Here is a 12,363-nt window from a genome sequence, read left to right as displayed (position 1 = left end):
AAATAGAGTGAAACCCCGATGAGTTTGCCTGTCTTTCAGAGTAGAAAGCATCACCCATCGGGGTTTTAAGTTTATGCATGGGTTGAAATTGACTAAACAGATTCATTCGCAACGTTTTATAGGCTAGATTAAAAATAAACCTTTAACGCTCAATAACTTTTATAATTTTACCTCGGACACGTCCTTCCTCTAAACGAACTTGATTAATTCGAAAGGCGACTTTCATTCCTTCTTTGACAGTGAAAAAAGTTGGGACTGGACAAATGGCGTCTAAATTTGGTGCAATATTCACAAAGCAAGCCCACGGTTTCACGCTACGCACTAACCCATAGACGACCGTTTGTGGTTCAAAATCTTCGATAGTGATTGAAGAGTGACACTCATATTTAGTCACTGCTTGAACGTTGATTTTGAGATTATCATTCACTTTCAACAAACAAACTGAAATTTGATCCCCTTCTTTATACACATCTGAAACTGTCGTATAATCATTGGCAAAATCTTGATTTCTTAAAATCACAGAGACACCGTCAATACTTAAGTAAGCGCCAAAGTAAACTAAGCGGGTAACTTTAGCATCAAACGTTTCTCCTGCCTTTAGACGTTCAATCAGTTCTAATCGTTTTTTATGTTTGACCTCTCGACATGAACCGAGATAAACGTGACGATTAGCATCATACGCTGTAATGATATATTGAAGCCTCGTCCCGATATAATGATTTAAGCCGCCCTTAATCTCATATAATTCGAGTTCTTGACGCGGAATGATCACTTTGTCTCCATCTAAATCTAACCAAACGGCATAATCATTTAAAATGATATCGTATTGAACGAGTCTAACAATGCCTTCTTTAATTTCTTTCTTTGTTTTTAATGGAATCATTTGTTGAGAAAATTGCTCCATTATTTATCCCCCCCCACATTTAATCAAAATGATTAAGCGTTATAAAAGCTCGCCTCCTAAAAAGAAAGCGTTTCTAATTATATTTTACCAATAAGTAGAGGAAAATAAAACTCTCATTTTCATAAATAACGGGTATTTATTTTACATTTTTCGAAAATGAGCGTTCTCTGATGAAAAGAAGAGATAACAATCAAAAAAACCTACCAACAGGTAGGCTGAATCATTCATAATATGATAAAAAAGAACACCGAAGGCCATTTCGGTGTTCTACAAGTAAAAAGGATGTATGATGAGGACATACAAATTTTTTACCTGTAGTCCACGAGATAATCGGTCGTGGGTAGAAACTAGTTAACCATATCTTAACAATTATACAAGTAAAATATTATAACTATTTGGAGTAGGAAATAAATTAATTATTCATTTCCAGGGGTATATAATATCATCATCTCACGTTATTTGCAAGCGGTTTTTATCATTTTTTTAAAAAAACACCCTAGAACATTCTGGTAATAAGACATATTTCTAGATTATTCTAAATTTACAAAAAACATGAAATGAAATGAATGATGTTCTTAACATGAGCCTCACTATCTGAATGTATATATCGAAGTGGAATGAAAATAAAAGCTAGTGGGATGCTATCATTTTCAAGGTGATTACAATCAACCATCGGTACCAGTCTGATCAGGTGTAACCCAGTCCTGGCAAAAGCATGTTTAATTCTTGGCTAAGGTCGTTAACTGTTTATTTAAAATATTAATAATGATTAAATGACACGAATAAGTAGCAAAAGATGAAGTGCCCATTTTTATAAATAAACGTTATCTGATGAAAAGAAGAGATAAAAATCAAAAAACCTACCAACAGGTAGACTGAATCATTCATAATGTTATAAAAAAAAGAACACCGAAGGCCATTTCGGTGTTCTACAAGTAAAAAGGATGTATGATGAGGACATACAAATTTTTTACCTGTAGTCCACGAGATAATCGGTCGTGGGTAGAAACTAGTTAACCATATCTTAACAATTATACAAGTAAAATATTATAACTATTTGGAGTAGGAAATAAATTAATTATTCATTTCCAGAGGTATATAATATCATCATCTGACGTAATTTGCAAGAAATTTATCTCGTTTTTCTCGAAAAAGATCATAGAATATTTTGGTAAGGAGAAAGACTGATAGAATCTTCCAAATTAACTAGAAAATGTGCGATTAATTCAATAATCTGCTCAACATCTTTAAGGGATCCCACTTCACTACCTGAATGCATATATCGAAGTGGAATTGAAATAAGTGCTAGTGGAATCCCATCATTTTCAAGATGAATTCGGTCTCCATCTGTTCCAGTACGTCCAGGTGCGGCTTCGTATTGAACAGGGATGTTTAATTCTTTAGCTAAAGTCGCTAATCGTTCATTTAACAGGTTATTAATAATTGAGCCATTAGCTAATACAGGTCCGCCACCCACTTCAATCTCTCCGATTGCTTCGGCGTTCGCATCTGGATAATCCGTCGCAAAGGTCACGTCAACGACTAAAGCTAACGTTGGTTTCACACGTTTAGCTGCCCAAACCGCCCCACGCATCGTTGTCTCTTCTCCAACGGTTGTCGCACTATAAATCCCAACATGTGCCCCTAATTCTTTCGCTCGTCGCAAGGCTTCAATCACAATAAATGCACCTAAACGGTTATCTAACGCACGCCCTGAAATGCAATCATTCATTAATTCGCAATAATCCGTGGCTGCTACAACATAATCACCAGGTTTAACAACCTTTAAGGCTTCTTCCTTGGAACTTGCCCCTAAATCAATGAACAAATCAGTTGCTTCTAACGATTTATTTTTAAGAAGTGAGCGATTCACCCCAACCACTCCATTGACGATGCCAGATGACGTTAAAATTTGAACTTTCTGTCCTAAATAAAGAGCCGGACGAATTCCACCCACATTGGTTACTTTTAATAGCCCAGCATCTGTAATCATCGTCACCATGAGTCCAATTTCATCGACATGTCCTGCTAATAACACCTTACAAGGTGAATGAGGATTTAAAACACTAATCACATTTCCTGTGACGTCTGTCTCAAAGGTGTCAACAGTCTCTTTCATGTAATGGATGATCTTCTTTTGTAAGTCAAATTCAGCCCCTGATGGAGAGGGGGTTTGAATCATTTCATATAAAAAGTCTTTATTCATTTCGGTTACTCCTTTATTAAATTAATTCCCAAACAATCGTGACGTAATCAGTGGCACTGATATCTTGAGGTTGTAAATCCATCATGGCCATTGAATAATTAGCACTCTCGCTTAATAGGAGTTCACGTGGTTGATAACTGATGGTGCTCCAATCATAATCAATGACTTGAATCGGTCCTAATGTCACACCCGCTGCTTGTACTAAAACATTCGCCTGCTCAGTTGCCTGCTTAACGGCATCCTGAAGAATTAACGATTTTAACGAAGATTCATTTTTTAATTGATACTGAATGGAGAACTCTGGATGCGCTGGGCAATTACTAATGACTTGAATGATTTCGCCAAGTTTTTCATGATTAAAATCAAATCCAAACGTTAAACGATGTCTGACAATGTAACCTCGAAAAACACGAACATAATTCCCCTCTTCGTCTTTCACTTGCTCATAATCCGTATCGACTGTAAAACTACTTGTTTTTAAGTCTTCTTTTTTAAAACCAATCCCCTCAAGACAATGCTGTAATTCTTCAAGCTTTTGACTAGCCAACTCGATGGCTTGGTCATACTGTTCATCTCTCGATTCTAAATACAGTGGAATCTCAATATAATCTGGCGGTAAAGACGCTTGCCCCGTTCCTTTCACCGTTATCGTCCGTTGTTTCATCCCATTCCCCCTTCTTTATGATTTATGCCTATTATAGCATACCTTACGTGGTTTAACCAAAAATGACCAAAATAAAAATGATATCCAAAAGGTAGGATGGATATCATTTTCGCAAATTCGTTTAGATGATTGATTCTCTCTCATAATCGCCTAGTTGAAAATCCTTTTCAATATAATAACTTCCCCACTCTACGTTTACTACCAAATCTGGGCATTTGCAGGCGATCGTCTCCGGCATAGGATTAAAGGCACGAACTAATTCAGGATAAATGGCTTGATCATAATCTTTTTCATTTAAATCAAATTCAATCTCATCCGAAAGATGGTGTGTGCCGTAATAAACCATATAATTCACTCGGTATTTGAGTACCTCTTTATTCAAGCGTTGGTATAAGCGAGTTTTATGCTTTAAATTTGAACTAGAAAATTTCCAACACTCATGACTTTGAACCTCTGGTGTTAGAAAAAAAACAGGATCACCTTCATTTTCATCAATTCCCATGGAATAACGATACTCGCCAGATTTTTGAATCCAGTCTAAGTAGACCTTCATTTGTTCTTTTGGACCACTGACCCGGACCTCTACACAATTTTCAATTTCTCTCATAGTCTCTCCCCCTTCATCTCTTATTTATATATTATACTCTATTTTATAATAAAAAAAGGTAATTAACACCAAACTTATATCACGTTAGTTAATTTTATTAAGTATTTGAATTCAAGTAGAAAATCTCCATCTTTAGACAGATTGGATAAACAAAAAAAGCTATCGCAAATGATAGCTCTTTTGTGTTATATGCTCTAATCTATTTAGATTCTAGTTTTTCTAAACGGTTCTTATAAAACTCTTGTTTTCTAAGCTCGATGGCATCTTTGATGTGTTGAATAAATAATAGATTCTCTTGGTATGGGGCTAAAGAATTAGTTAAATACATAAACTCCTCATCTGAACTAAAGATTTCAGATTCACTTTGGCACAAGAAGTGTACTGGATTTTTCCGTGCTAGTTTAACGTATTCTGCTTTTCCCCACTCCTTAAAGGTTTGGCTGTTTTTGTCACGTAATAAATCGACGGCATTTGATCCATGAGAATAGAAATCGTTAAATGATTCATATAAATCATCATCATTAATTTTTAATTCTAAGCGCCCGTTTTTAATAAATGCAAGTATCGTTGGTAACTTATATGTTTTTGACATCGATGTTTTCTCGATCATATTGATAAAGTTGACAGCTGGAGTATCTAACCAGGCTATCTCTTCGTCACTTAAATCATTCTGATTCTTTAAGAAGTTTAAGTAGTTTTTAAACGGATTGATTTTAGCTTTGGATTTGATATTTAAATAAATCGTTTCATCCATATAGGTAAATAGCTCAGTACGTGAGGGACGATGACCTAACTCGGCTTTGATTCGTTCATATTCTTCAACTAAAAGCTTCTCTATTTTAATTGATGAGTGATCCATTTTCTCAAATAAGTCAATTAAGCGGAAATCAAAATCCATGATGCAATCTTCTGGTAATAAGGAGTCTTCTTTAATGACATCACTTGCTTTCTTGAATTGTGACTTTGATGCACCAGTCATTAAATAAGGTGAAAAGTTTGCTTTTTTATAGTTTCCAATAAAATCAAGAACATTTAAATAGTGCTTATCCTTATATAAACGTAACCCACGTCCTAATTGTTGTAAAAAGATCGTTGGTGATTCTGTTGGACGTAACATCATGACCATATCTAAAGAAGCAATATCTAGCCCTTCATTAAACATATCCACCGAAAAAATCACATTAATTTCACCTTTAACTAGTTTACTTAATGCTTTTTCTCTTGCTGTATTATGAACTCCTTCATCTCCACTGTACACAGCACAGGCGCTTACCCCGTGCTTCACAAAGTAATCTGCCATAAATTCTGCATGATGTTTACTCATACAAAATCCCATCGCACGTGTTGAACGATACTTTTTATAATGACTGAAAATTAAATCAGCGCGCTTATGAATACTTAATGCCTCTTCAAGTTGAGTGGTTTGATATTTCCCATTACGATAGTCAATCGTCTCATAATTTACTGTTTCATCAAAGATAGCATAATATCTAAACGGAACTAACCACCCTTGGTTAATAGCTTTTTTAAGGGGTGCTTCATAAACTAAATTATAATCACAAATTGCTAACACATCTTTACTGTCTAATCGCTCAGGTGTTGCGGTTAATCCTAAAAGGAATTTTGGTTTAAAATATTGAATAATATTTTGATAGTTTTGAGCCACCGCATGATGAAACTCATCCACAATGATATAATCGAAGTAATCAGGTTGAAATAGTTTCAAACTATCATTTTTACCTAAACTTTGAACAGATGCAAAAATAATGTCTTTAGTCGTATCTTTTTGAGTCCCGATAAAGAAACCACGTTCACTCATGGGACGAACATTTTTAAAACTCTTCTCTGCTTGTTTCAAGATTTCCTCACGATGCGCCACAAATAAAATACGTCTATACTCACGTGAATCAAAGGCAGCTAAATACGTCTTCCCAATTCCAGTTGCAGCAACGACAAGCCCTTTATCAAACCCTTCTTCTCTTGTTTTCTTTAAATGATAAAGAGCTTCTATTTGAGCACCACGCGGTGAATATAAATCCGTCACATATGATGGTGCCTCATCAGCTGCAACTTCTGTAAAGTTTGTATTTGGAAACGGTGTTGTTTGATAGATTTTATTTTTCTTCCAATTCTTTGAATAGAAATCCAGTTCTGCATCGGTAATTTTAATGGAATGATTATAAAATAAATCTTCAAATACTTGATGATACCGCTCATACTCTACCTGATGCGTCAGTTTATCAAGTTTGAAATTCCATTCTACCCCACTTGTAAAAGCTGATTTTGATAAGTTAGATGATCCAATATACATGTCGGCTCCATCTTCATATTCGAAAAAATAAGATTTTGCATGAAAACTCCGATTAGGCTCATTAAAAAATCGTAAATCAGCACTATCACCGAAAATATCTTTTAATCGATACAACGCCGAAGGCTGTGTAATATTCAAATAATTCCCTGTTAAGATTCGAATCGGAATATTTTTCGTTTTAAGTTCTATTAAATCTTGTTCTAATAGTTTAACCCCTGATTCCATTAAAAAAGAAACGATAATATCGATTTTTTTAGCTTTTTTAAAACTCTCTTTCATATGATGATACAGATAATCATCATACCCTGTAATACTTTTAATTGTTGTCACCATTTTCACCCTACCTTACACTTTGGTAATATTTTATCATTCTTTTGAAATTTTTGACAGAATTTATCCCTTGAAATATAATAAAACTAATTAAAGTACAGAGGAGAATGATCTATGATTCAATACGATAAACTAGTCCGTGATTTAATTCCCGAAATCATCGCAGCATCGGGAAAAACAGCAGATATTGAAATTGTTAATAATGAGGTTGCCTTTAATTATCTAGTTAAAAAACTAGATGAAGAAGTCACAGAATTCAAAACAGATAAAAATCTAGAAGAACTAGCTGATGTCATGGAAGTCTTATTTGGATTAGCTCATAAACTTGGATACACAGAGCAAGATTTACTAAACAAACGCCAAGAGAAAAAAGAAGCACGTGGCGGTTTTGAAAAAAATATCATCTTAAAATCAACAAAATAAAAAGAAACCACCCGTCCAACGGGTGGTTTTTACTAAGTCTATAAAATCTTATTACCAGCTAGTGTCGCACTAATCTAGCTTTCACTCTGTTCAAGTTGCTTCCCTTTTGCTATTCCTAAAAGAGATCTTTTATTAATTGAATCCTTATTCTGAAACAGAAAATAGTATAACACATTGTCATGATTGATAATTTAAAACACACAAGTACCTATCAATGTGAAAAGTTAGGGTGCTCTTGTGTGTTTTTCCTTATATAAAATTATGAATTTAAGTAGAAGTAAATTTTTATGAGAAACTAACTATTTTACTTCTCATACATCTTCAAATACTCAAAAAACAATGGCTTTAATTCATCCTTACTCAGCATTGGGAACAAGACAATTGGGTAGCTTTTATTAAACTCAAATAATACACGGCGTCCAACACGCTCATCTTTTCCTAAATCATCACGCCATGTAATTTTTTGTTTCAAGATACCTGATAGGTCATACTCATCAATAATATCTAAAATATTGATCATAAATTCTCCGTTACGGAATACTGGATACTTTAACATATAGTTAAACATATCTAAATTGTCAGCGATTAGGCGGAAATAGTGATCATGGCGTGTTTGATCATTCACATGATCGACGACATATTGAGCTCCAAGAATACATTTATAAATGTAGTTTTCCCAGTCGAATTTCTTTAGAACCACATTATTAAATTCTTTTATGCTAGTTTTAACTTGAGGATAGTTTTCTAAGATATAGTCTCGTTTTGCCGTGCATAGCAAGGAGTGCCAGAAGAGTTCATCAAAATGCGTATCACGATCAGTGTGTAAATAATGATGAGCAATAACTGTAAATGCCTCGATGAATTTATTTGTACGTTCAGTTTCATCTGATATATTGAGATAGATTGGAAAGTCTGGGGCAGATTTTAACTCTATTACCTCATCGCTTAAAAAATCTTCCATATTATTAGTCAGAAAGGCATTGTAGAAGGCTTCGTTATTTTTATAGCCCTTATCTAATAAATTAATCTTCATTTTTATACAGCCCCCTTACCGCACTAGTAAATTTGTTTAAGATTTTATCTGAGATTTTAGAAATGACTTCATCTATATTTTCAGTATTGAGCTCCGTAATCATTTTACTTTTCATCAAGTTATATAATTTGAAGTCAAGTCCATCTTCTGGATATTCGATATCATCTAAATAAACTTGATCATCCTCACCATATTTAATAATAAAGCGATAAAGGGCTTTTTGAAGACCCATATAAACGTATGGATTGTTTAAAATTCCACTCATGCTTGAATCATTAAATTGTAATTCGTCACTTTTATAATTAATGATAATTGTCTCGCTACCAAGGTCAATTGCAATTTCTGATTTTAAATGTGGATTTAGTTTCTTTTCAAATAGATCAAATGGTTTGTTTGTACTTCCATCAAAGATGACACAATTTGAGAATCCAAGAACTGAGTGTTTAGGTACTGTAATACCTTCTTTTATGTCATCGTAAAAACTTGCTAAGTCTTCATTTGCTGCAAAGTTTACATCGTCTACTGCCTGAATAAACAGTTGGAGTGTTGTTCGTTTACTTAATGAAAGTCTTGTTTTTGGAATGATAATTTGATCTTCGTTTAACTTTACATCATAAAATTTATTGTCCTTTGACTGGATAACGAGGATAAGTTTTGCTTGTTTTGATTGAATTAGCTTTTTAATAAAGGGTGATTCAATTTCTGATTTAACATTGAAGTGATAATGCTCTGTGTTTTCTTGTAGATCGATATCTAAAGTGAATTGACATTGTTCATATGAGTCTGAGGTGTTGGTTAAGAGAGGGTATGGGAAATTGGCTTCTTTTTTATAAATCATTTCTACACCTCCACATAGTACACGAATTTCAGATTTTTGTTCAGATTATTAACACTTGATTGTAGTTTGAGCTGAGCTATCCCTTTATTTAACCCCACATCTTTAATGATACCACCTTCAACTTTTAATGTCTTACTTGTTGTTAAATCGGTAATTTGCGTATAGGCTTCATGAAGCTTTAATTCATTAGGATATTCTTTCCCCATCCCATCAACAACAGCAAGTGAAACATCACACGTACTTACGTTTTTAATCTCAGGGCTTGTTGAGAAATCAAAGCGCAAAATTTCAGCATCACCAACGATTGCACGTTGCACACGATCAGGTTGTGCTTGATATTTAATTTTACCTTCCGCCTCATCTTTAGCTCGAGGTTTACGTTTTAGCGGTGGTTTTGGATTCTGCTCTTCTGATTCTTTATTTTTAGGTTTCTTCTTTGGAACATCTGTCTTAACCTTCACCACAGTTTTTTCTTTACTACCTTTTTTTAACTTTACAGGCGAAGCAGCTTTAGATAGCTCTTTCTTAAACTGTGTTTCAACCACATATAAAATATCACTAGTATCCATTTTCCCATCTGTTGGATTATTTTGTTTAATTGCCGCCTCAATTACCTGACTAATTTGTCTGTTAATATTATTAATAAAACGTTTAGCATTTTTTTGAAGTTCTTGATCCTTAATGTGATCAAAAGATAGCTGCGTATGTGATTCATTTTCTAGCGACTTTAAATATGCATCCTCTTTCGAAGACACCGGAATCAAAATCCCATTAAACGGTTTATTAATATGACCACTAATTTTCTTATCCTCAATCTTCATTCCAATTGTACGAATAATCCCAATGCGCCCTTTTGGAATAGATAAATCGTATCTAAAATATAAATTAAATTCGTAGGCTTCTTTTTTATCTCTAATCGTAATGCGTTGTGGTTCATGTTCCGTATACGTTTGATAATAAAATGGTGTAAAATTCAAGTCTTTAGATTCTACATTATCTAGATAATAGATAGGATCAGACATATATTGACCAATTGTTTGAACATTCAAGCACTGATCATTAATGTAAACTTGCAATTTTCCTTCTAAAATAGACAAGAAGAAACTATCACAAACGGCCTTTACAATTTCGATCTCATTATTGAACTCAGTACGTAAAAACGGCACAATAATTTTCAAACCACGCGTCTGTTTTTGAAACACCTCGTGATAATGATTTTCAAAGGGATAAAATTTACCATTTTGTATTTGTGTAAAATAGCCTGTGGCACGATAACATTTGGTATTTAACTCATGCTCTATTAATTGAATTGTTCCACCGAGATGCTGATCCCCAAATTCATCACAGTTCGCAAAATACATTAGATATAAATCAGATGCTGCATTCGATGCGATTTTCCCTATTCCATGAGAACCTCCACGCGCCTGCTCTGTTGATTCATCCGCTTCAACTGTGTGTACCCCTTTGTTGTAGGCGTAAATACTCCACGTATCCTCATTAGAATTGGTTTGTCCATTCCTTGCGCCACGTAATCCTTTTGTATTACTATCTTCAAAAGAAATATAATCAATTGTTTGAGCGTGCATCTTATTTTGCATATGCGCAATTGTTTCTTTTGTATATGTATTACGCCCTTGTAAACTCAAAATACGCTCTTTTATTTCATGTAACCCAGGTATATGTTCTTTATCAATGGTTCCAGTTTTAATGGTTACTGTGACAGGATCATCATTTTCTTTTAACTTCCCATCCAACGAGTTTTGTATATTTTCACGAATCAGACCTGATATACCATTCTTATAAAATCGCTCCAAAACAGGATGAAAAGTCGACTCTTCAATACGATCAACTGGTGTAAACTGCCAGTATTGTGTCATTTTTATCTCTCCCTATTCTAATCAAATGTCACTTTATCGAAAAATGTATTTTTTTAGTGTCATAATATTATTCTTACATATATTAGGATAGAGATCAACATAGAATAATTGTCATTTTCAATTCTCTCAAGACAAAAAAATCATCTTATGTATAAAAATACATAAGATGATTTTTTATATCTTAGAATTCAATACATTGAAAATACTAAGGTGTAGCTATTTTTATGCCATGTTTATCACGATCATGTTTAGATTTGTATGCGGGATGTCCTTCGATTGAAATAAACTTAACGTTTCTTCATTTTTTTAGTCACAGAAAATATCCATTTTCACTCTTCATCTATGACTGTCATAATCTCCTTATATGCCCTCTTCCAATCTCTATGCGCATTATTAACAATGAGCTTCTTTATAGATAATTTTTCCAAAATAGCTAATTCTCTACACTGTCGTTCTTCTAAACAAGATATATATCCATCAAATCCTCGTGCATCTATACTCTTTCCATATCCCCCATTTATATGATAATCGATTACCGCATCAAGCCAGCCCTTACGTTCCTTAGCTGTTTCTTTTACTTTATCTACAATATCATCATTTTTCAAATAAATAACTATAGGATTTAACGAACTAATACTCTGATATATTTTCGAAATGTATTCAAAAGATTCATTTTCAGGAAAATTAAATCTCATCATCATTTCGCACATTGGATTTTGTAAAAAAACGCAGTTAAAAACATAAACCTTTTCATCATAACTTGCTTTTTTGGCAAAGTCCTGCCACCGATTTATCATTTGTGGCATCTCAACTTCCCATGGCAAAACATCATAGATTTTATACTTTATCAATAGATCCAAATCTTCATCTGCAAATTGTGACAAATCAATAATATATCCACCATTTTTTAGTTCTGAACATTCCTTTATTTTTATTTGAAGGGGAGCATCAAATTTATGTAAATCGTTTTTCTCAACATAAGCATGAAACTCAAAGTCTGCTGGATGTTTTCCGCTTCCCTCATCAACCAGTATTACTGATTTATCCATTTCAGATAATTTTTCTGAAATAAATTTTGCCGTTGTACTCTTACCCGAGCATGGTAATCCTTCAACAAGATATAACTTTGTCATCTCTAATCTACCTCGTTAAATCGTCATTTCTTCAATT

10 protein-coding genes and 2 riboswitches are annotated in these 12,363 nt (G+C 33.7%); of the genes, 1 reads left to right on the top strand and 9 read right to left on the bottom strand.

What is annotated here, in order from left to right; genetic code table 11:
• Window positions 1–142: 142 nt before the first annotated feature.
• From NEH75_RS01815 to NEH75_RS01795, 5 genes are all read right to left on the bottom strand, one after another.
• Entirely contained in the window at window positions 143–904 is a 762-nt protein-coding gene (locus NEH75_RS01815) for a S1 RNA-binding domain-containing protein (RefSeq protein ID WP_055305093.1), read from the bottom strand.
• Window positions 905–1,199: 295 nt separating this feature from the next.
• A riboswitch (purine riboswitch) is annotated at window positions 1,200–1,301 on the bottom strand.
• Window positions 1,302–1,861: 560 nt separating this feature from the next.
• Window positions 1,862–1,963, bottom strand: a riboswitch (purine riboswitch).
• Window positions 1,964–2,060: 97 nt separating this feature from the next.
• Window positions 2,061–3,110 (bottom strand): M42 family peptidase, encoded by a 1,050-nt coding sequence (locus NEH75_RS01810; protein ID WP_262948415.1) that lies wholly within the window; start codon window positions 3,108–3,110, stop codon window positions 2,061–2,063.
• 16 nt (window positions 3,111–3,126) lie between these two features.
• Entirely contained in the window at window positions 3,127–3,774 is a 648-nt protein-coding gene (locus NEH75_RS01805; protein WP_262948414.1) for an SIMPL domain-containing protein, read from the bottom strand.
• Between the two features lie 121 nt (window positions 3,775–3,895).
• A complete protein-coding gene (locus NEH75_RS01800; protein ID WP_055276135.1) occupies window positions 3,896–4,381 on the bottom strand; it encodes a hypothetical protein in 486 nt (161 codons plus the stop codon).
• 199 nt (window positions 4,382–4,580) lie between these two features.
• The gene (locus NEH75_RS01795) at window positions 4,581–7,022 is read right to left on the bottom strand and encodes a DEAD/DEAH box helicase family protein (RefSeq protein ID WP_262948411.1); all 2,442 of its coding nucleotides are present in this window, start codon (window positions 7,020–7,022) and stop codon (window positions 4,581–4,583) included.
• Window positions 7,023–7,136: 114 nt separating this feature from the next.
• On the opposite strand from NEH75_RS01795, the gene NEH75_RS01790 reads away from it, so the two are divergent.
• Window positions 7,137–7,445 carry a nucleoside triphosphate pyrophosphohydrolase gene (locus NEH75_RS01790; RefSeq protein ID WP_055304121.1) on the top strand — a complete coding sequence of 103 codons (309 nt, stop codon included), beginning with the start codon at window positions 7,137–7,139 and terminating at the stop codon, window positions 7,443–7,445.
• Window positions 7,446–7,749: 304 nt separating this feature from the next.
• Here the strand turns inward: NEH75_RS01790 and NEH75_RS01785 are convergent, their stop codons facing one another.
• From NEH75_RS01785 to NEH75_RS01770, 4 genes are all read right to left on the bottom strand, one after another.
• Window positions 7,750–8,478 (bottom strand): hypothetical protein, encoded by a 729-nt coding sequence (locus tag NEH75_RS01785; RefSeq protein WP_055304123.1) that lies wholly within the window; start codon window positions 8,476–8,478, stop codon window positions 7,750–7,752.
• Window positions 8,468–9,316: a hypothetical protein gene (locus NEH75_RS01780; protein WP_055304125.1), complete on the bottom strand. Its 849-nt coding sequence runs from the start codon at window positions 9,314–9,316 to the stop codon at window positions 8,468–8,470. The genes NEH75_RS01785 and NEH75_RS01780 overlap by 11 nt, the downstream gene beginning before the upstream one ends.
• A 2-nt stretch (window positions 9,317–9,318) precedes the next feature.
• Window positions 9,319–11,193, bottom strand: a complete 1,875-nt coding sequence (locus NEH75_RS01775; RefSeq protein WP_055304126.1) for a hypothetical protein — start codon at window positions 11,191–11,193, stop codon at window positions 9,319–9,321.
• A 329-nt stretch (window positions 11,194–11,522) separates the two neighbouring features.
• Window positions 11,523–12,326, bottom strand: a complete 804-nt coding sequence (locus tag NEH75_RS01770) for a hypothetical protein (RefSeq protein WP_055304128.1) — start codon at window positions 12,324–12,326, stop codon at window positions 11,523–11,525.
• Window positions 12,327–12,363 lie beyond the last annotated feature (37 nt).

Origin of the sequence: Turicibacter sp. T129 (genome assembly GCF_025594975.1) — a bacterium.
GTDB classification, from domain to species: domain Bacteria; phylum Bacillota_I; class Bacilli_A; order MOL361; family Turicibacteraceae; genus Turicibacter; species Turicibacter bilis.
Note: the sequence above shows the minus strand (reverse complement) of the source record. Positions and strands in the feature narration are given on the sequence as shown.

Excerpts from the sequence above, each read along its gene's own strand:
- NEH75_RS01815 (WP_055305093.1), bottom strand. The coding sequence starts at position 904 with ATGGAGCAATTTTCTCAACAAATGATTCCATTAAAAACAAAGAAAGAA.
- NEH75_RS01810 (WP_262948415.1), bottom strand. The coding sequence starts at position 3,110 with ATGAATAAAGACTTTTTATATGAAATGATTCAAACCCCCTCTCCATCA.
- NEH75_RS01805 (WP_262948414.1), bottom strand. The coding sequence starts at position 3,774 with ATGAAACAACGGACGATAACGGTGAAAGGAACGGGGCAAGCGTCTTTA.
- NEH75_RS01800 (WP_055276135.1), bottom strand. The coding sequence starts at position 4,381 with ATGAGAGAAATTGAAAATTGTGTAGAGGTCCGGGTCAGTGGTCCAAAA.
- NEH75_RS01790 (WP_055304121.1), top strand. The coding sequence starts at position 7,137 with ATGATTCAATACGATAAACTAGTCCGTGATTTAATTCCCGAAATCATC.
- NEH75_RS01785 (WP_055304123.1), bottom strand. The coding sequence starts at position 8,478 with ATGAAGATTAATTTATTAGATAAGGGCTATAAAAATAACGAAGCCTTC.
- NEH75_RS01780 (WP_055304125.1), bottom strand. The coding sequence starts at position 9,316 with ATGATTTATAAAAAAGAAGCCAATTTCCCATACCCTCTCTTAACCAAC.
- NEH75_RS01775 (WP_055304126.1), bottom strand. The coding sequence starts at position 11,193 with ATGACACAATACTGGCAGTTTACACCAGTTGATCGTATTGAAGAGTCG.
- NEH75_RS01770 (WP_055304128.1), bottom strand. The coding sequence starts at position 12,326 with ATGACAAAGTTATATCTTGTTGAAGGATTACCATGCTCGGGTAAGAGT.